The sequence below is a fragment of the Porphyromonas bobii genome (genome assembly GCF_943169685.1).
Classification (GTDB): Bacteria; Bacteroidota; Bacteroidia; order Bacteroidales; family Porphyromonadaceae; genus Porphyromonas; species Porphyromonas pasteri.
This window is the reverse complement of record NZ_CALPBU010000004.1, coordinates 207784-227576: the sequence shown is the minus strand read 5'-3', so window position 1 is coordinate 227576 and position 19793 is coordinate 207784. Positions and strand designations below refer to the sequence as shown.

The following is a 19793-nucleotide window of genomic DNA, read 5'->3' as shown; positions in this document are numbered from 1 at the left end:
GCATACACAGAATATCTTGGAGGCTATGGCATACAATCTGAAGCGTATGCCTAGGCTTCTTGTGCTCCAGAGCACCAAATAGCCCAGAAAAGCCCCCTCTCGGGAGGATGATCCTCCCGGGAAGGGGCAAGGGGGAGGTGCAGGTATCCCACTTCTCAGCCTAAAGATCCCAATTCTCGAGGCAAGAAGGTGGAAGCTGTAAGGAGATGGGCTTGCGCAATGGTCTCATTTTGCTAATCAATAAAATATCCTTATCTTTGCGTCGTTATTCATCAAATGATAAAGTTATGTTGCATTTTTTCAAATCCATCAGAAGATCAGTAAAACACTGGTACATTCCCCTTATATTAGGGATTTTGTTCATTCTTTGTGGTATAGGGGTAATTATATCACCACAAGATTCTTATCTTACCCTTTCAATACTCTTTAGTCTTTCGTTCTTAGTATCGGGGATAATTGAAACCTTCTTTGCCCTACAGAATACTAAAAATCTTAATGGTTGGGGCTGGTATTTGGTAAGCGGACTTATTTCATTGATAATGGGTATCTTTTTACTTATGTATCCTGCCCTATCAATGTTTATATTACCATTGGTAGTAGGTTTTACGTTGCTATTCCGTTCGTTTGAGCTACTTGGTTTTGCCTTCGAAGAAAAAGAAGCAGGCGTACTGAATTGGGGGAACTTAGCCATAGTGAGCGTATTGAGTATTATCCTCTCGTTCATTTTGATTGCTAATCCTATCTTTACAGGTATCTCATTAGTAGTATTCACAGGTTTAGCATTTATCTCCACAGGTATTTCATCTGTAATACTTTCGTTCAATCTGAAAAAGTTAAAAGGTTCTGCTCAAAAGTTATCAGATGATTTAAAGAACCGCATAGAAGACCTCGAAAAAGAAGTGAAAGAAGCTACGAAATAATAGCAAATTAGTAAAATACCACAGGCACAAGTCTATAGTTATACCTATGATTACAGAGCTATAGTGCTTTTTTGCAGAAAATACCTCCAAAGAATTAAATACTCTTTGGAGGTATTATGATTTTATAGTTGACGCGCCTACGTCCACTTTGAGCTACGTACGTGGCTCTAATATCTACGTACGTGGATATTTGGATTTACGTGCCTGGTCTTTAAGACTACGTGCATAGATGCGGAAAAACCACTACGGGATGGCGCTTTTTTCTTCACGAAAATGATGCTTTCCCCTCCGCTGGGTAAGAGGAATACTCGCGATAAGGCGAAGGGCTTGCGTATCGCTGCGGAGAGGCATATCGGGGAGCTGGGCGTGTGATGCCTTAGCACTCTCAATATAGGTCGGTATCACCCCGCTCACGAGATCGCTTCTTCACTCCTCCTAAAATAGAATAGGGCGGCACGCATCATATATGCGTGCCGCCCTATTGGTATGGGACTTATGTCGGGGAGGCCTTCCCCTATGCTTATTCGTTGTCGACCTGCGCTGCGTAGGTGCGCCAGCGCTCTAAGAGTTGCTCAAGGTCGCTGGGAAGCTCGCTGTCGAAGAGCATCTCTTCGCCCGTCATGGGATGAACGAAGCCCAGCGTCTTAGCGTGGAGTGCCTGACGGGGGCAGAGCGTGAGGCAGTTTTGGACGAACTGCTTGTAGCGGGAGAACTGGTTACCCCAAAGGATCTTGTCGCCACCATAGCGTGCATCAGCGAAGAGCGGGTGCCCGATGTGGCACATGTGGGCACGGATCTGGTGCGTGCGTCCCGTCTCGAGTCGGCATTCGACCCAGCTGACGTAGGCCAGCTCTTCGAGGAGCGTGTAGTGGGTGACGGCGTGCTTACCCTTGGGAGAGCCCTCGGGATAGACTGCCATCTGCAGGCGGTCACGCTCGTCACGGCCGATGTTGCCGATGATCGTGCCTTCGGCTTCCTTCAGTCTTCCCCAGACAAGGGCGCGGTAGGTACGGCGGGTGGTCTTGTTGAAGAACTGACGAGCTAAGTGTGCCTTCGCTTCGGGACGCTTGGCGATGACCAGCAGGCCACTCGTGTCCTTGTCGATGCGATGGACGAGACCGACGTTGGGGTCGGCGGGATCATAGAGGGGATCATCCTGCAGGTAGTATGCGAGCGCATTGACCAGCGTGCCGGTATAGTTACCGTGCCCTGGATGGACGACGAGCCCCGCAGGCTTGTTGACCACCATTAGCACCTCATCTTCGTAGACGACATCCAGCGGTATGGGCTCGGGGATGATCTCGAGCTCATGCTTGGGACGGCGTAGCTGGAGGGTGACGACGTCGAGGGGCTTGATGCGGTAGTTGCTCTTGACGGGCTTGTCGCCGACGAAGACATACCCTCCGTCAAGCGCCTGCTGGATGCGACTACGACTGCTACCCGTCATGCGTGTAGCCAGATACTTGTCGATGCGCATAGGCGCCTGCCCCTTGTCAGCTACGACACGGAAGTGCTCATAGAGCGGTGAGCTATCGGCATGCTGGAGATAGGAGACGGCAGCGGCATCGAGGCGCTCGACCTCGGCGGTGCCATCGGGGAGGAAGAGATCTTCGTCGCCTTCCCAGGCTTCGCTATCGAGGAGTAGCTCCTCGTCAGTCAGTGGATTACCACCAGTCATTGCTGATGCCTCCGTCATCCTTCTTCTCGGGTGTGGCTGGTGCCGTGCGTAGGACGGTGCTGTCACCTTGGCTGCTGCTATACCCCTCGATATAGCGATCGAGACCCAGCGTATCGATGACCTGACCTGCTACGAGGAGGACGAGCTTCGTATCGATAGGCAGCTGCGTACCGGCCTCTACGACCTTGCCATCAGCCGTCTGCAGGCCCACGACAGAGCCGACGTAGCCACCAGGCACGACACGCTGGTCGACGGACTCAAAGCCCAGCCCTTTCAGTAGGGCAAGGATCTGACGGGCCGACTGATCCTTGTAGTTAGGGATCGTCTGGCGACGCTGGTGGAAGCCATTGATAGCGATGAAGAGGATGCGGCCGAGCTTGACCTCGCTACCAGGTGCGGGGATGACCTCGCGGACGGTGCCAGGGATAGCGGTGCGGGAGAACGTCGAGTCGTTGATCTCGTACTTCAGCCCTGCATCATCGAGGATGCGCTGCATCTCGGCGAGCGTCTTACCACGCAGGTCGGGTACCTTGACCGTATCCCCGTGGCGGGTGTAGATGTCGAGGCCGTAGATGAGCAGGACGACGAGTAGGACGGAGGCGCCTACAGCGAGTAGGACGTGCGTCAGGAGCGAATCTTTCTTGAGGAGAGACATATGCTGGTCAGAAGGGAAGTGGGCAGGCTATACGCGGCCTGCGTTGATGAACTGAAGGACGCCCTCGGGCACATCTGGCGAGGAGAGTAGGGCACTACTTCCCTCCCATTCCTTTAGTCCGTTGTGGATGTATATGATCTTATCGCCGATAGCACGTACGGAGTTCATGTCGTGCGTATTGACGATGGTCGTGATATTGTACTCTTGCGTGAGCTCGTAGATGAGCTGGTCAATGACCGTAGAGGTCTTGGGGTCCAGACCGGAGTTTGGCTCGTCGCAGAAGAGGTATTTCGGATTGAGTGCCAGAGCGCGGGCGATGGCGGTACGCTTCATCATCCCACCACTAATCTCAGCGGGATACTTCTTCGCAGCTTCGGCCAGACCGACACGCTCCAGTAGCTCCATCGCACGGCGGTAGGATTTGTCATAGCTGTCTGAGGAGAACATCTCCATAGGGAAGAGGACATTCTCCACGACCGTCATACTGTCGAAGAGGGCTGAGCCCTGGAAGAGCATCCCCATCTCACGACGCAGACGCAGTAGCTCGGGCTTGGTCATCTTGATGAGGTCACGGCCGTCATAGAGGACTTCGCCCTGGTCGGGGCGGATGAGGCCGATCATACACTTCACGAAGACGGACTTACCAGCACCGCTTCGGCCGATGACGAGGTTCGTCTTCCCCGTCTCGAAGGTGGCGTCGATACCCTTGATGACCTCCTTGTCCTCGAAGCGCTTAGCGAGCGACTTGACTTGTATCATAGTGCGGAAGGGCTTAGGTGAGGAGGATATTGGTGAGCAGGAGGTCCCAGAAGAGGATGAGGACGCTGCTATTGACGACGGCGCGCGTACTTGATGCGCCTACCTGCAGTGCCCCGCCCTTCACGCAGTAGCCGTAGTAGGAGGCTACCGAGGAGATGATGAAGGCGTAGACTACCGACTTGATGATCGAGTAGCCGACGTAGGAGGGCGTGAAGAAGAGCTGGAGCCCGTAGACGAAGTCCTTGTGCGTCATCGAGAGCGCCAGGTCACAGGCGATATATCCCCCGACGATCCCCGTGACCATAGAGAAGACCGAGAGCACGGGGATGAAGGCCATGAAGCCTACGATCTTGGGTAGGATAAGGAAGTTCGCAGAGTTGACCCCCATAATTTCCATCGCGTCGATCTGCTCGGTGACGCGCATGGTACCGAGCTCTGAGGCGACACTCGAGCCGACCTTACCCGACAAGATGAGGCACATGACCGTCGAGGAGAACTCGAGGATCATGATCTCACGCGTGGAGTAGCCGATGGTGAAGCGTGGGATAAGGGGGTTGGTCATATTGATCGACAGCTGGATCGTGATCACCGCACCGATGAAGAGCGAGATGATGAAGACGATCCAGAGAGAGCCGACCCCGAGGCTGTACATCTCTCGGATGACGGAGCGGAAGAACATCCGCCAGCGCATAGGCAGCGTGAAGACGCGTCCCATGAGCTGCGTATACTCGCCTACCTCGGCGAGGGTCTTAAATTCCATTGAGTATCTACTTGGAGGGCGTGGGCTTACTTAGCGGAGGTCAACGACTTCGCAGCCTGGGTAGCTCTTCGCCGAGAGGGTGAAGAAGCTCGCGGCATAGGCTGTGCGAGGGCTGACCTTCGCGACACGGGCGGTCAAGACGCTCTTGTCCTTAGCCGTGAAGACCAGCTGCGTAGGGATCCCATTGCTCGTCTGGAAGGTCGTCACGACACGGGAGATATTGCTCTTCTGCTGTGGGGTGAAGGCCACGACAGCAGTAGCACCTACCTTCCCCTCGAGCTGGCTGGTGAAGCCCTGAGCGCGGGAGCGAAGGAAGTAGAGCGGGTTGATCTGCAGGAGCTCGTCCTGCGAGGGCTTGGATATGGTGAGGGTATGCTCGGCGCTATCGTAGTAGGTGAGCGTCCCTGCGGTGTAGACCGCCGTGATCGTCCCGTACTCGAGGCGGAAGGCATCACCCTGGAGGTGCATCTTACCCGTCGTCGATCCAGCGCTGCGTCCAGCCTTGTCCTGGAGCTGCGTGGAGAAGTCTACCACGGTAGCACCTGTGCGGTAGAGGCTGGCCTCAGCACGCTCAAGTAGGCTCTGTGGAGTGACGGAAGAAGTGGGGGCTGCGGGGGTAGCCTTGCGCTGTGCTATGGCTCCCATGCAGAGCAGGGCAGCGGCACTCAGCGTCATGATGATACGTCGCATAATCATAGCTCAAAGTTATAAAGTAATGATAAAACGGCCCATTCCCCTTGGGCTTAGCTTAGCTTCTGCAGCAGTTGCTCGAGGGTCGCTTGGTCCTTGATGTAGACCTCGCGGGGCTTACTGCCCTCCTGTACGCCGACGATGCCGGCGCCCTCGAGCTGGTCCATGAGACGGCCAGCGCGGTTGTAGCCGATGTTGAACTTACGCTGGATATTCGACGTCGAGCCCACCTGTGTCTGTACGACCATGCGGGCGACCTCGTCGAAGAGGCTGTCCTTCTCGTTGGGGTTGAAGCCCTTGGCGCCATTCTCCTCCCCTTCGGGGATGTATTCGGGGAGTTCGTAGGCGGAGCCGGTGCTCTCCTGCTGCGCTATATATTCAACGATAGCCTCTGTCTCGGGCGTATCCATGAAGGCGCACTGCACGCGGATCATATCCTTGCCCTGATAGAAGAGCATGTCGCCTCGGCCGATGAGCTGGTTCGCCCCTGGAGAGTCGAGGACGGTGCGGGAGTCGACCATAGAGAAGACCTTGAAGGCGATACGTGCGGGGAAGTTCGCCTTGATAAGACCCGTGATGACGTCCGTCGAGGGGCGCTGTGTCGCGATGACCATGTGGATCCCTGCGGCACGTGCCTTCTGCGCCAGGCGGGCGATGGGCTGCTCGACCTCCTTGCCTACGGTCATCATCAGGTCGGCGAACTCGTCGACGATGAGCACGATGTAGGGGAGGATCTCGTGTCCGTCAATGCGCTTGAGGGCACCGGAGCGGACCTGTTCGTTGTACTCACGGATGTTGCGCACGGCGCGCCCAGCAGTCTGCAGGAGGCGGTAGCGGTTGTCCATCTCGATACAGAGGGAGTTCAGCGTCGCCACGACCTTCGTCATGTCGGTGATGATCGCACGCTCGGCATCGGGGAGCTTAGCGAGGAAGTGACGCTCGATCTCCTCGTAGATAGAGAACTCAAGCATCTTGGGGTCGACCATGACGAACTTCAGCTCCTCGGGGCGCTTGCTGTAGAGGAGCGAGGTGATGAGGGCATTCAGCCCGACGCTCTTCCCCTGACCTGTAGCCCCTGCGATGAGCAGGTGGGGCATCTTAGTTAGGTCAAAGATGAAGGGCTCGTTCGTGATCGTCTTGCCGATACCGATGGGGAGCTCCATCTTCTCCTGCTGCTCACGGTACTTGCGTGAGGCGAGGATGGAGCGCATAGATACGGTCTGTGGGGTGGAGTTCGGTACCTCGATACCGATCGTGCCAAGGCCTGGCATGGGGGCGATGATACGTACGCCCTCGCTCTTAAGGCTCATAGCGATGTCGTCCTCCATCGTCTTGATGCGGGAGACCTTGATACCCGATTCGGGGATGACTTCGTAGAGCGTCACGGTGGGGCCAACGGTAGCCTTGCAGGGCGTGACGTTCATCTTGAAGCTGGCGAGCGTGTCGATGATCTTCTGCTTGTTGTACTCGATCTCCTCCATATCGATGCCCGTGCCGCCCTGTTCGTAGTCGCGCAGGAGGTCGATGGTGGGCTTGCGGTAGAGGGCGAGCTGGATGCCAGGAGCCAAGGGCTCGGGAGCGGTGCGGTCACCGTCCTCGACGAGATCGTCCTTCGGTGCTTCCTCGACGATCATCTCAGGGACGTCCGAAGGCTCGCTGGTCGTCGTGCGGCTGAAAGATGTCGCACTGGGGGCTGCTTCTGCGGTGTGCGAAGTCGTAGCCGTCGGAGGCGTATGCACTACGTAAGGCGTGGGGTCTTCCTCCTGCACGTCCATCTCCTCGTCATCGGTGGGCTTCGGAGGCTCGTCACGCCAAGTATCTTCGTCTTGGCTGTAGCTCTCCCCCTCCTCTTCGCTCTGAGGCTCTTCGTCCCTCTTCTTGCGAGAGAAGAGGTGCGAGAAGAAGCCACCCATCTCAGGGCGTGGGACGGAGACGTGGGGTACCTTCGGCACCTTGGGATTCTGTATGGCGCTGAGCACGCGACTACTGCACGTCACAGCGAAGATGAGTAGGGTGAAGGCCAGCACGCCGAGGAGGCCAGCGATGCCGATGCCTCTATATATATAGGTAAAGATCTCCTCACCGCGCAGACCACCCCAGCGCAGGAAGCTATCCGAGGGGAAGAGCGACTGCAGGCCCGCTGCTGCTACGGAGACCCAGAGCAGGAGGAAGCCATTGATGAGGAAGCTTGTGATGTAGCGGTAGGGCGCGATACGGGGGCGCCAGATGAGGTGGGCAAAGAGGTAGACGACGTAGGAGAGCGCGAAGACAATCCCCCAGCCGAAGAGCTGGTTGAAGAGGTAGTCTGCAAGACGTGCCCCAGGCAGGCCTAAGATGTTCTTGGCTTCGCGCCCCAGCTCGGCCGCAGCCTCGCCATCTCGAGCGGCATAGATGAGGCTCTGGTCACTCCCCCCAGAGAAGAGGAAGGTGATGAGTGCTAAGCAGGCGAAGAGGGAGCACGCCGCCAGCGCCAGCCCAATAAGGGTGGGGATGCGACGGTTGTCGAAGTTCACCTTCATCAGATCCTTCAGGCCACCGAGTAGCGTGGTAAGCGGAGAGGGTGCATTCCTCTTCGCTCCCCCTGCTGCAGGGCGGCGGCCACGTGGATTACTTGATGTCTTACCTGAAGTCTTAGCCATGATGTCTTATCGCTTTGTCGCTACTCTTTGTAGCCTACAAAGTTAGCGAAAGCGAGCCATTTGCCCACATTGCTTGTTATATAGCTGTAGGGCGTCCTCCTCGCCCTACATATCACACCCTATTAATATGAACTATCTGATGACACTCATTGCCTCTGCGCTCAGTAGCTGCGCCCTCGGCACTCCCGACGGAGACGTCCCCGTACTCACTCCCGAGGTCTTCATCGAGACGGCTCGTACCGATAGTACGGCCTTCATCCTCGACGTGCGTCGACCTGGCGAATTTGCTGAAGGGCACCTCGAGGGTGCCCAGCTCCTCGACTGGCTCGATCAGCCTGCCTTCATCGAGGGTATCAAGCACTTCGATAAGAAGCGCACCTACTATGTCTACTGCCGTAGCGGGAAGCGTAGCAACGCGGCTGCGTCCTACATGCAGGCCGAGGGCTTCCGTGTGCGCGACATGGCGGGCGGCTACATGCGTTGGACGGCCGAGGGTCGCCCCGTAGTCAAGTAAGCCCTTCTCCTCCTTCTCTCTAATTCATCACTGCACCCTCTCGTGGTGCCTAATGACCCGATAATAAGACAATGATCAAGATCTATGGAATGGAATCCTGCCCCGACTGCACGTATGTCTGGGACCAGGTCCAGGGCGATGCCCGCTACGAAGTGATTGACTTCGGACTCGATATCCGCCAGCTCAAGGCGTTCCTCAAGCTCCGTGACAACGACCCCGCTTTCGCTGCTGCCAAGGCACGCGGTGCGGCTGGTATCCCCTGCTTCGTGCTCGAGGATGGGCGTGTGACGCTTTCCCCCGAAGACGCAGGCCTGCGCTCACGTCCTGCCGAGGGTGCTGCTTGCAATATCGACGGCTCGGGCTGCTAAGCGCATAGCTCCGCCTTTATAGTCCCCATTTACGCCACGGGGCCGCCTTCTCACGCTGGAGAAGGCGGCCCCGTGGCGCTTTTGTGTCGTGTGGAGGGCTAAGGCGTGGCACGCACCTCGAAGGCGGTGCGGCGGTTCAGCTGGTCGCATATGGCCTGCTCTTCGGGCTTCGTGAGGCTGGCGATGAAGTCGGGGGTGAGCACCGTACCCACGGCGAGGAAGGGGTGCACGGCTGCGGTGCGCTTTGTGACGGTGTAGGGCTCATCGCCCCCGCGTCCCATAGCCTCCAGCCGCTCGGGGGCGATGCCTCGGCCGATGAGATAGCGGACGACGGACTCAGCTCGCTGCTGGGAGAGGCGGGCATTGTAGCTTGCTGTACCTCGTCGGTCGGTGTGGGCGGTGAGGCGGATCTTCACCTCGGGGTTGTCGGTGAGCATCTGGTAGAGGGTCTCCAGAGCGGGCGTGCTCTCGGGGAGTAGGTCGGCACGGTCGAAGGCGTAGTACACCTCACGCAGGGCCTCGGGGCGCACGCGGGAGGAGAGGAAGAACTCTACCGTGTACTCTTCGCTCAGCGCCTGCTGGGGATCGGTGCGCAGGCGGACGAACTGATTGAGGTAGTCCCTGCTGCTCGCCAGTAGGATGTACTCCGTGTCGGGCGCTACCGTGAGGCGGAAGGCCCCCTTGCTATCGGTCGTGATGAGCCGCTCTATCCCGTCGGGTCGTCGCCCGACGATGCGCACCGTCGCTCCACGGATGGGCTCCTCCTCGCGATCGAGGACGTAGCCGGTGATCGTCGTGGTCATCTGACGGCGACGGAACTCATACAGATGCGGCAGGCCACGCGCATCATCGCGTGAGGAGGCGAAAAGCCCCGCCTCGGCCAGGGGCTCCGCACTCGGCCAAGCCTGTGGCGCTGGGGTGGGAGCGAAGGTCAGTTCGTCAGCCTCGCTATTGATCGGGGAGGGGAGGTGAAGGAGGGTGGTGCGCCCATCGCTGTGAAGGGTCGCTTGGTAGATATCCAGCCCACCGAAGCCCCCCGCACGGTCAGAGGCGAAGTAAAGCGTGCTGTCGTTCGTGGCGTAGGGGAAGAGTTCGTCGGCTGTGCTACTCACTCCCGTGATGTGTACGGGTGCACCGAGGGCATCGCCATAGAGATCGACGTAGTAGAGCTCCTTGTCTTGGCGGGCTTTGTCGGGTGCTTCGCTGACGAAGAAGAGGCGTGCACCCGAGGGACTGACTGCGGGGTGCGCTGTGAGGCGTGTGCTATCGGCGAAGAGCCGAAGGGGGCCGCTGGGCTGCCAGCGCCCACGTTCGTCGGGGGTGGCGACCCAGATCTGAGGCGTGTTGTGCTCCCCTTGGCGCTGGGGAGCGTAGGTGTAATAGAGCCGTCGGCCGTTGGGGCTTAGGCTCGGTGTGCCAAGCTCTGCCGTCGCTTCGGCAAGGCCCTGGAGGCTGTCGGGGGCGCTGAGCCACGTGCCATCGGCCTGCTGGCCGAGGCGGTAGAGACGCCCGAGAGGCTCACCCGTCACGGGGGATATGTTCTTGGAGAGGGCTGTCGGACGGTGGCTCCCGAAGAGGAGCGTTCGCCCGTCGGGGGTGAAGCTTACCCCGAACTCACTCCGTGTAGAGCGGAGACGGTCGAAGCGCTCCACCTCATACAGCCCTTGTGGAGAGCTATCTTCTGCTTGGAGCGCTTCTGTGGATAAGGTCGTGTATAGCTTGCTTTTTTGCAGTAGGCTGTCGGGGAGATGCAGGTGCTGAGCACGCTGCAGTAGAGCCCTTGCTGTGGCATAGCGCCTGCCTCGGCAGGCCGCCTCGGCAGCACGTAGGCTGTAGAGCGCACGGTGCTGTCGCTCTTTCGTCGGGGTGCTCTTATAGAGCTCCTTATAGAGTCGCTCAGCCTCGTAGTGGGCTCCCACGCGCTCAGCTTCCCGAGCCTGTGAGAGGAGGCTCCCAGCACAAGAGCTGAGGGCGAGGAGGAGGGCTAAGGGGAGGAGGCGAAGGAGGCGACGAGATGGCCGAAGCATGGCGCAGAGCTGTGCTAAGGGATGTGGATAAGCTTGTGCATCTGTAGGCTGAGTTGCCATTCGGGATGCTCGAGGATGTAGGAGACACAGAGCTCGATGGCCGCCTTGTCCGCCTCACTCTGCGTCTCGCCGACGAAGATCGGGCTTAGGAGGTAGGCGCCAGCGGGGGGCAGTTCGCTCACCGCTGGCGGTAGGTCAGCAGGGCTTCCCACGGGGAAGCGGAATTCGCCCACGCCGTCGGGGAAGTTGCGGTGCAGGAGCTGCATCGCCTCTTTCTTCGGGCTGCAGGTGATGTAGTCCAGCCCAGCGGGTGGGCGTCGCGTGCCGTTGGTCTCGATGGACTGGTGGTAGCCGAGGGCCTTGAAGTAAGCCACCGTCTCCTCGGTGAGCTGGAGTGTGGGCTCGCCACCCGTCCAGATGATACGGCGTCCAGGGTAGGGGGCGATGGCGTCGCGAAGCTCCTCGATGGTCATCTCGGTGCCCGAGTCAAACTCCGTGTCGCAGAAGCTGCAGCGGAGATTGCATCGGCTCAGGCGGATGAAGATCGAGGCCTTGCCCATGTGCACACCTTCGCCCTGCAGGCTGTAAAATATTTCGTTGATCAGCATGAATGTCGTGGGGATAATCTGGGTGCAAAGATACGACGACTCGCGTAGCTCCCCCGAGACGAGGCGAGGGATTCCACTTAATGGCCCTCGCTTTGCACGGAGATTTTCCTTATCCATCGGAGGAAAAAGTGCTATTTCCGTGCGGGAAAAAGCCCCCTCCCGTAGTGCCTTTCCTCTGTCCACGCACGTGGTCTTAAAGACTACGTACGTAAATCCAAACGACTACGCACGTAGTCATTAGATCCACGTACGTAGACGGAACTTATCTACCATTCGTCCGCACCTTTTACTCGCGCTCATCGGAAGTCACTCCACTACTGCTCCCAGCTTTTCTCTCCGAAGAAGTAGCCTTGTACGGGGTAGAAGAGCAGGAGTGCTTTTTCGGGTATTTGACCCCATCCCCACTATTAGGTATTCTGCTTCTCTACATATAGCAGGGTATATCATTAGCGTTTAGCTCCTTGAGAAGAGATGACTCGGTGAGTAGCTCGCCCCAGAGGAGTGTCCTGTGACATAAGCTCCTCGTCATTTCGTACTTTTGCTCCCTCCCTGGAGCGCGCGGGGCGCTTGCCTCGCCTGCCCTACGGGAGTATATTCTCTAACCAATAACTAACAAAGCAGTATGTATATCAAGCAGTGGGCAGCAGCCCTTCTCCTCGGTGCTATCGTCCTCGGTACGGCTTCGTGCGCTAAGGACGAACCTAAGAAGCCTGAGACGAGCATCGCTATCGAGGATCTCGCAGGTACGTGGACCCTCAGCGGGGTAACGTTCTCCCCCGAGACCGTCACCGTGGGTGGCACGGAGTACAAGGTCGCTGACCATATCTTCAAGGCTCCCATCTTCAATGGGCTGAGCGTAGCTCCCTCTAAGGTCAAGATCGAAGGTGAAAAGGCTACCCTCATCTCTGTCGTTGAAGGCGTAGAGAAGACCTTCGACGTCACGGTGAAGGAGGGCAAGCTCTCCTTCCATACCTTCCCCTTCGGTAGTGTCGTGCGCGAAGGCAACCAGCTCAAGCTGGAGATTGCTGTCGCTAATAACCTTCTGGATCAGATGCCCCCGAGCCACTTTGCTAACAGCGAAGCTGGTATTATCCTCAAGGCGATTGCTGATCAGAATCTGGATCTGAAGATCAAGGCTACGGGTACGAAGTAGTCCGCTTCTCCCGCCACATCTAACTACGTCGCACGGCCACCGCTCCAGCTCCCGCTGGGGTGGTGGCCGTCGTGCGCTTAGGAGGAGCGTGCTTGGTATAGTCACTGCCATTTCATACCTTCGCTCTGTCCTGAGTGCGAGTAGGGGACTTGCCATATTCGCTCTTCGGGAATACATGATTTTAACCTATCTAATGTATAAGTCGTATGAATGTCAAGCAGTGGGCAGTAGCCCTTCTCTTTGGTAGTCTTGTCCTCGGTGCGGTCTCGTGCTCTAAGGACGACCCCAATGGACCTAAGTCGAGTGTCGCTATTAAGTATCTGGAGGGTTCGTGGGATCTTGGTAAGCCGACGATCTCCCCCGAGACCATCACCATCGAGGGCAAGGAGTATAAGGTAGCAGACCACATCTTCAAGAGTGCTCTCTTTACTAATCTGGTTTTTGAGCCCAGGTTTGTCTATATCAAAGGCAAGACGGCTGTGCTGACCACTGGAGCTTTATGTGTTAATACGAAGTTGACGCTTGCGCTGAAGGATGGTAAACTCTCTGCTCATAACCTTCCTTTTGGGAATGTCGTCCGCGAAGGTAATCAGCTCAATATGGAGATCTCCATCCCGAATACTCTCTTCAAGCAGATGCCTTCAGACCTCCTGACTCAGGGTGAAGGTGCCTTCGTCCTCAAGGCAATCGCAGACCAGGGACAGGATCTGAAGATCACGGCTATGGGTACGAAGTAGTTCGCTCCTCCCCGCCACATCGCACGATATAGCGCGGCCACCGCTCCAGCTCCCGCTCCCGCTGGGGTGGTGGCCGTGTGTGATTATTTGATACCTTTACGGAGTGCTATAGCCTGAGGGATATCCTCGTCGGGCTATCGGTATATTCGCTCACACCCCGAGCGCGTGCGGGATGCTTGCCTTATCCGCTCTTTAGGAACGCATAATTTTAACCTATCTAATGTATAAGTCGTATGAATATCAAGCAGTGGGCAGTAGCCCTTTTCTTCGGTAGTCTCGTCCTCGGCGCGGCTTCGTGCTCTAAGGACGACCCCAATGGACCTAAGTCGAGTGTCGCTATTAAGTATCTGGAGGGTTTGTGGGATCTTGGTGAGCCGACGATTTCCCCCGAGACCATCACCATCGAGGGCAAGGAGTATAAGGTAGCAGACCACATCTTCAAGAGTGCTCTCTTTACTAATCTGGTTTTTGAGCCCAGGTTTGTCTATATCAAAGGCAAGACGGCTGTGCTTACCACTGGAGCTTTATGTGTTAATACGAAGTTGACGCTTGCGCTGAAGGATGGTAAACTCTCTGCTCATAACCTTCCCTTTGGGAATGTCGTCCGCGAAGGTAACCTGCTCCATATGGAGATCTCCATCCCGAATACCCTCTTCAAGCAGATGCCTTCAGACCTCCTGACTCAGGGTGAAGGGGCCTTCGTCCTCAAGGCAATCGCAGACCAGGGACTCGATCTGAAGATTACGGCTACGGGTACGAAGTAGTTCGCTCCTCCCCGCCACATCGCACGATATAGCACGGCCACCGCTCCAGCTCCCGCTGGGGTGGTGGCCGTGCTACGCTTAGGAGAAGTGTTGCTATCCCTCCCGATGCCCGTGCTGTAAATAAGAGTGGAGGGCGTGAAAAAATCATGAAGATTCTGCTCTATATTGAGTACCTTTGCAAGACATTATAGCCCAATGAGTATCGTACAAGCAGTAGACTATCACGTCCCCGTCATGCTCGAGGAGTGCCTCGAGGGGATGAACCTCCAGCCCACAGGCCATTATGTCGACGTCACCTTCGGTGGTGGGGGGCACTCACGTGCTATACTCGACCGCCTCTCCGACGGCGGGCATCTCTACTCCTTCGACCAAGATCCTGATGCTGCGGCGCGAGCCGAGGAGACCGAGCGCTTCACGTTCGTCGCCTCGAACTTCCGCCATCTCGAGCGCTTCATGGACTACTATGAAGAGCTGGGGCAGGTGGATGCGCTCTTGGCAGACCTCGGTGTCTCCTCCCATCACTTCGATGATATGGAGCGTGGCTTTAGCTTCCGTGACGAGACCCCGCTGCTGGATATGCGCATGAATAACCGCGCAGGCCGCTCAGCGCGTGACCTCCTGAACGAGTATGACGAAGCCGCTCTTGCCGATACCCTCTACCGCTATGGTGAGCTGAAGCAGAGCCGCAAGGTCGCCCAGCGTATCGTGCAGGCCCGAGCAACGGCACCTCTGCAGACCGTCGGGGATCTCATCGCCGTCGTCCGCCCCTTGGTGCGTCCCGACCAAGAGAAGAAGCAGCTCTCCTGTATCTTCCAGGCTCTGCGTATCGAGGTCAATGGCGAGCTGACGGCTCTCGAAGAGCTCCTCGAAGCCACGAAGCGCGTCCTGCGTCCCGGTGGCCGCCTCGTGGTGATGACCTACCATTCCCTCGAGGACCGCATCGTCAAGAACTTCCTCCGTCAGGGCGATGACTCGGCTGATGCCCGTATCTACGGCTCTTCGGCTTCGGCTTGGCGTCTGGTGACGCGCAAGCCCATCACGCCTTCTGCCGAGGAGATCGCCCGCAATCCTCGTGCCCGCAGTGCTAAGCTGCGTATCGCCGAGCTTCTCTGATCCCTCCCAATACCTCTACCCTTACCGATGACTCCAGACGAATATATCCCCTCCGACGAGAGCCGCCACTACGAAGCGGATACCCCCCATGAGCCCCACTATACCGATGCCCATGAGGGCGAAGAGGATCGCGAGCGCGGCCTCATTGAGTGGATCGAGAATGACCTGTGGGGCTTGCCCGGCCTTCGGAAGAATATTCGCTTCATCGCCTACTGTCTCTTCCTCGTGGGGGTGATGATCGCATGGCCCTATATCTATCAGGGTAGCTTGCGTGAGATCACTTCGCTGGAGAAGAAGCTGGAGGATATCCGCTACAAGGCCCTCTTCACCTCGGCGGCACTCATCGAGTATGAGCGTATCAACAACATCACGACCAAGGTCGACCAGTACCAGCTCCAGCTCGTACCCGCTACCCAGCCCCCTTATCTCCTTGTCGACTCGGGCCAGTATCCTACGCCCAAGCCTCACTAACCCCACGTATATCCCCCTTCCTACGACTGAGATTCGTCAATGAACCTGCGTACAATCACCGCTAAGCTCAAGGCCTTCGTCGCGGCGGCTAAGGCCCTCGCCCGTGGACTCTTCTTCAAGTCCCAGCGTGGTGTCGAGTGGCACCGCCTCACCCACGACCGCTATCCCTGGGTCGTGGCTTTTATCTCGCTGGCGATGGTCCTCGTGATGCTCCGCATTGTCTTCTTCATCCTCAGTCCCGACGGCAAGCGCTATGCGGAGATGGCCTCTAAGGTCAACCCCCCACGCTACAGCGCTGTCGAGCCTATGCGTGGCTCGATCTACGCCCGTGATGGGCGCCCTGTCGCCGTCACCTCCCCCGTCTATCGCCTCTTCTTTGACTTCGGACACGAAGCCCTCGAGCCGCTGCGTCAGCCCCTCCCTCCGAAGGATGGCGATAGCAAGCAGCAGGCCAAGCGCGAGCAGATCCTCAAGCTCCGCGCCGAGTATGAGGCCGGCCTGGACTCGCTGGCCGAGCTGATGGCCAATACCTTCGACCTCTCAGCACGCAAGCTCACTAAGGCCAAGCTCAAGGCACGCTGGAAGCAAGGCTTCGACACCAAGTCCCGCCACTGCGCGGTCTATCCTGCCGACGTACCCTACGTCCAGTACCGCGCCTTCGAGCAGGCAGAGCCCTTCGTCATCCATAAGACGGGCCCCAATAGGTATAAGAAGCGCCTCTTCAGCAAGCTTATCTATACGGAGAATGAGAGCCGTCGTGTCTATCCCTTCGGTTCGCTGGCTTACCGCACCATCGGGCATATCTACGACCGTACCGATGGCGGGCTGACGAAGGCACGCTTCGGGCTCGAGCTTCGCTACAACGATCTCCTCCGTGGGGAGCTCGGTGAGAAGCTCTCCTTCTATAATATGGGTCGCTACGAGCAGACCATCAGCAAGCCCCCCGTCGATGGGGCAAGCGTCTACACGACCCTCGATATGAATATCCAGAGCATCGTGGAGAGCAACCTCCGCGAGCAGCTCTCCTACCTCGAGGCCGAGAGCGGTACCGTCGTCCTGATGGAGGTCAAGACGGGTAAGGTCGTCTCGATCTCCAACCTCCAGCGCACCGCACCTGGCGTCTACCACGAGACGGTGAATATGGCCGTGTCGGATATGAGTGAGCCTGGCTCTACCTTCAAGGTCGCCTCGATGATGGTCGCCCTCGATGACGGGGTCGTCCATCCCAATGATACCATCGACGTAGGCAACGGCCTCTGGAAGTACGGCGGTAAGGTCATACGTGACCACAATGCCCACCACGGTGGCTATGGGCGTCTCTCCGTAGCGCAGACCATCATCAAGTCCAGTAATGTCGGTGTGGCGAAGATCATCACCCGTGCCTATGAGTCGCGCCCCGATGACTATGTGCAGAAGATCCGTAACCTCGGCTTCGGCGAAGACCTCAAGCTTGAGATCGATGGCTACGAGAAGGCCCGCATCCGCAAGCGCTCCGACAACCCCGACCGCTGGTATAATACCACCCTCGGATGGATGTCCTACGGCTATGAGACGCAGGTGCCTCCTATCTATACGCTGGCCTTCTTCAATGCGATCGCTAATGGTGGTCGCTATATGCGCCCTTACTTCGTCTCCGAGATCCGCAGACAGGATCAGGTCATCAAGACCTTCGAGCCGACGGTCGTGCGTGAGCAGATCTGTAAGCCCGAGACGCTGACGGCGATCCAAGAGATGCTTCGCCGTGTCGTCACCGAGGGTACGGGGAAGAAGGCGCGCTCGCCCTTCGTCGCTATCAGCGGGAAGAGTGGTACGGCACAGCTCGCCTCGGGTCGTGGTGGCTACCGCGACTCCACGGGGCACGTACGCCACCAGGTATCCTTCTGCGCGTACTTCCCCTCCGAGGCGCCTAAGTACTCCTGTATCGCGGTCATCCGCAGACCCTCGAGCCAGTTCAGCGCTGGTGGGGGCGTGATGGCAGCTCCTATCATCCGCAAGATCGCCGAGAGCCTCTTGGCACTCGAGGATCCGATCCCTCTGGATTCGCTCCGTCGCTCATCCTCTCCCAAGGCATATACGAATGAGATCGCCGCAGGCCGTGCCTCGGCACTCCTCGCAGTGATGGCGCAGCTCGGTATGCCCACGCCTCGTATGCCGAAGGATGCTGGGCTCTTCATCGCCGTCGATACGACGCTACATGCCCGCTCCCTGCCAGCAACGAATGGTCGTGTGCCTGCCGTCGTCGGTATGAGTGCGATGGATGCCGTCTACCTCCTGCGTAAGATGGGCTACAACCCTCGCCTGCGTGGTGCAGGCAACGTCGTCGGGCAGTCCATACCGGCAGGCTCGCCAGCCGCAGCCGGCACCGAGGTTGTCCTGGAGCTGGGCTTCGCCTCCTAAGGCGCACGGCTCCTCCAGTCTCCCTTTCCCCTCATCGACGTATATCAATTCTATATATCCAATGACACTGAGCACCCTTCTCCAAGGCATTGCCTATACCTCACCCTCCGACCCCGCACTCATCGCAGGCTGTGAGATCACCCATATCACCGAAGACTCCCGCGCCGTGAAGCCTGGGACGCTCTTCGTCGCCCTACGCGGTGTCCATGCTGATGGGCATCGCTTCGTCCCCGCGGCGATCGAAGCAGGGGCACGTGCCGTCCTCGTCGAGACGCTCCCCGAGGAGCAGCGCGCGGACGTCGCTTATATCGTCGTCAGCTCTACGGCTGAGGTGCTCGGGCTCACCAGCTCGGCACTCCACGGCCACCCCTCTCAAGCGATGCAAGTCGTCGGTGTCACGGGGACGAATGGCAAGACGACTATCGCCACGCTCCTCTTCCGCCTCTTCCGCGCGGCAGGCTATCGCTGTGGCCTCTTGAGCACGGTGTGCAACTACATCGAGGACGAAGCCGTCCCCGCTACGCACACGACGCCCTCGGCACCCGAGCTGCAGGCACTCCTCTCGCGTATGCAGGCAGCGGGCTGTACGCACGTGTTTATGGAGGTCAGCTCCCACGCTATGGCGCAGCATCGTGCCGCTGGGGTGCACTTCCGTGGCGGTATCTTCACGAACCTCACGCGCGACCACCTCGACTATCACGGCACGGTGCAGGAGTATCTCCGTGCTAAGAAGAGCTTCTTCGATGGGCTCGGCAAGGATGCCTTTGCGCTGACGAATGTCGATGACAAGAATGGCGCCGTGATGCTGCAGAATACCCGGGCGCATAAGTACAGCTACGCCCTGCGTGCCGCTGCTGACTACCGCGCTGAGATCCTCGAGCTCTATCCCTACGGCACACAGCTGCGTATCGCTGGTATCGAGGTGCTGGTGCGACTCGTCGGCGAATTCAATGTCTACAATCTCCTCGCCGTATATGCGGCAGCGACCCTCCTCGGTATGTCGAAGGAAGAGGCCCTGCGCCGCCTGAGCGAGCTCACCGCTGTCGACGGACGCTTCCAGAGCTTCATCTCCGAGAAGCGTGGCTATATCGCTGTCGTCGACTATGCGCATACGCCCGATGCCCTCATCAATGTGCTGGAGACGCTCTCGAGTCTTCGCTCAAAGGGCTCGAAGATCATCTGTGTCGTCGGCTGTGGTGGCGACCGTGACCGCGGTAAGCGCCCGATCATGGCGCACGAGGCTGCAGTCCGTGCTGACCGCCTCATCCTCACCTCCGACAATCCCCGCAGCGAAGATCCCGTAGCGATCATCGAGGAGATGCGTGCTGGCCTGAGCCCCGAAGAGCTGAGCCGCACGCTCTCTATTACCGACCGCGCCGAGGCTATTCGCACGGCTACGATGCTGGCCTCTGCAGGCGACCTGATCCTCGTCGCAGGCAAGGGCCACGAGACTTATCAGGAGATCGCAGGTGTGCGTCATCACTTCGATGACCGCGAGATCATCCTCGAGCAGTTCGCTCACGAAGCTTAGTATTTCACT

18 protein-coding genes are annotated in these 19793 nt (G+C 58.0%); 10 read left to right on the top strand and 8 right to left on the bottom strand.

Translation table 11 applies throughout. From position 1 onward, the window contains the following. The first annotated feature begins 206 nt into the window (after positions 1 to 206). A complete protein-coding gene (locus KO088_RS05675; protein WP_232223739.1) occupies positions 207 to 920 on the top strand; it encodes an HdeD family acid-resistance protein in 714 nt (237 codons plus the stop codon). Positions 921 to 1440: 520 nt separating this feature from the next. Here KO088_RS05675 and KO088_RS05670 read toward each other — a convergent pair. Genes KO088_RS05670 through KO088_RS05645 form a run of 6 tightly spaced genes read right to left on the bottom strand, consistent with a single transcriptional unit; the run spans position 1441 to position 8101 of the window. Beyond that, positions 1441 to 2598 carry an RluA family pseudouridine synthase gene (locus KO088_RS05670; protein ID WP_251419836.1) on the bottom strand — a complete coding sequence of 386 codons (1158 nt, stop codon included), beginning with the start codon at positions 2596 to 2598 and terminating at the stop codon, positions 1441 to 1443. Next, a complete protein-coding gene (locus tag KO088_RS05665) occupies positions 2585 to 3253 on the bottom strand; it encodes a PASTA domain-containing protein (protein ID WP_215493935.1) in 669 nt (222 codons plus the stop codon). Before KO088_RS05665 ends, KO088_RS05670 begins: the two co-directional genes overlap by 14 nt. A gap of 27 nt (positions 3254 to 3280) precedes the next feature. Further along, positions 3281 to 4012: an ABC transporter ATP-binding protein gene (locus KO088_RS05660; protein WP_009432193.1), complete on the bottom strand. Its 732-nt coding sequence runs from the start codon at positions 4010 to 4012 to the stop codon at positions 3281 to 3283. A 13-nt stretch (positions 4013 to 4025) separates the two neighbouring features. After that, entirely contained in the window at positions 4026 to 4772 is a 747-nt protein-coding gene (locus KO088_RS05655; RefSeq protein ID WP_009432196.1) for an MlaE family ABC transporter permease, read from the bottom strand. Positions 4773 to 4802: 30 nt separating this feature from the next. Next, entirely contained in the window at positions 4803 to 5462 is a 660-nt protein-coding gene (gene lolA1, locus KO088_RS05650) for an outer membrane lipoprotein periplasmic chaperone LolA1 (RefSeq protein ID WP_251419835.1), read from the bottom strand. A 53-nt stretch (positions 5463 to 5515) separates the two neighbouring features. Further along, the gene (locus KO088_RS05645) at positions 5516 to 8101 is read right to left on the bottom strand and encodes an FtsK/SpoIIIE family DNA translocase (protein WP_215493933.1); all 2586 of its coding nucleotides are present in this window, start codon (positions 8099 to 8101) and stop codon (positions 5516 to 5518) included. 127 nt (positions 8102 to 8228) lie between these two features. Between KO088_RS05645 and KO088_RS05640 the strand changes: the two genes are divergently transcribed. Together KO088_RS05640 and KO088_RS05635 are read left to right on the top strand one after the other, a co-directional pair. Then, complete coding sequence (locus tag KO088_RS05640; RefSeq protein ID WP_215493932.1) at positions 8229 to 8615, top strand: rhodanese-like domain-containing protein; 387 nt, start codon at positions 8229 to 8231, stop codon at positions 8613 to 8615. A 71-nt stretch (positions 8616 to 8686) separates the two neighbouring features. Next, entirely contained in the window at positions 8687 to 8983 is a 297-nt protein-coding gene (locus KO088_RS05635) for a glutaredoxin-related protein (RefSeq protein ID WP_215493931.1), read from the top strand. Between the two features lie 98 nt (positions 8984 to 9081). On the opposite strand, the gene KO088_RS05630 is transcribed toward KO088_RS05635, so the two are convergent. Together KO088_RS05630 and KO088_RS05625 are read right to left on the bottom strand one after the other, a co-directional pair. Further along, a complete protein-coding gene (locus tag KO088_RS05630) occupies positions 9082 to 11070 on the bottom strand; it encodes an OmpA family protein (protein ID WP_215493930.1) in 1989 nt (662 codons plus the stop codon). Continuing rightward, complete coding sequence (locus KO088_RS05625; RefSeq protein WP_188808166.1) at positions 11025 to 11618, bottom strand: 7-carboxy-7-deazaguanine synthase QueE; 594 nt, start codon at positions 11616 to 11618, stop codon at positions 11025 to 11027. Before KO088_RS05625 ends, KO088_RS05630 begins: the two co-directional genes overlap by 46 nt. Before the next feature lie 622 nt (positions 11619 to 12240). Here KO088_RS05625 and KO088_RS05620 point away from each other — a divergent pair. The 7 genes from KO088_RS05620 to KO088_RS05590 all read left to right on the top strand — a co-directional run bounded on the left by KO088_RS05620 (position 12241) and on the right by KO088_RS05590 (position 19784). Beyond that, positions 12241 to 12771 (top strand): hypothetical protein, encoded by a 531-nt coding sequence (locus KO088_RS05620; protein WP_215493929.1) that lies wholly within the window; start codon positions 12241 to 12243, stop codon positions 12769 to 12771. A gap of 206 nt (positions 12772 to 12977) precedes the next feature. Further along, positions 12978 to 13508: a hypothetical protein gene (locus KO088_RS05615; protein ID WP_215493928.1), complete on the top strand. Its 531-nt coding sequence runs from the start codon at positions 12978 to 12980 to the stop codon at positions 13506 to 13508. Between the two features lie 233 nt (positions 13509 to 13741). Then, positions 13742 to 14272, top strand: a complete 531-nt coding sequence (locus tag KO088_RS05610) for a hypothetical protein (protein ID WP_215493927.1) — start codon at positions 13742 to 13744, stop codon at positions 14270 to 14272. A 195-nt stretch (positions 14273 to 14467) separates the two neighbouring features. Then, the gene (gene rsmH, locus KO088_RS05605) at positions 14468 to 15385 is read left to right on the top strand and encodes a 16S rRNA (cytosine(1402)-N(4))-methyltransferase RsmH (protein WP_215493926.1); all 918 of its coding nucleotides are present in this window, start codon (positions 14468 to 14470) and stop codon (positions 15383 to 15385) included. A gap of 27 nt (positions 15386 to 15412) precedes the next feature. Continuing rightward, positions 15413 to 15856 carry an FtsL-like putative cell division protein gene (locus KO088_RS05600; RefSeq protein ID WP_044115226.1) on the top strand — a complete coding sequence of 148 codons (444 nt, stop codon included), beginning with the start codon at positions 15413 to 15415 and terminating at the stop codon, positions 15854 to 15856. Between the two features lie 39 nt (positions 15857 to 15895). After that, a complete protein-coding gene (locus KO088_RS05595) occupies positions 15896 to 18253 on the top strand; it encodes a penicillin-binding protein (RefSeq protein WP_215493925.1) in 2358 nt (785 codons plus the stop codon). 61 nt (positions 18254 to 18314) lie between these two features. Next, the gene (locus KO088_RS05590) at positions 18315 to 19784 is read left to right on the top strand and encodes a UDP-N-acetylmuramoyl-L-alanyl-D-glutamate--2,6-diaminopimelate ligase (protein ID WP_215493924.1); all 1470 of its coding nucleotides are present in this window, start codon (positions 18315 to 18317) and stop codon (positions 19782 to 19784) included. Positions 19785 to 19793 lie beyond the last annotated feature (9 nt).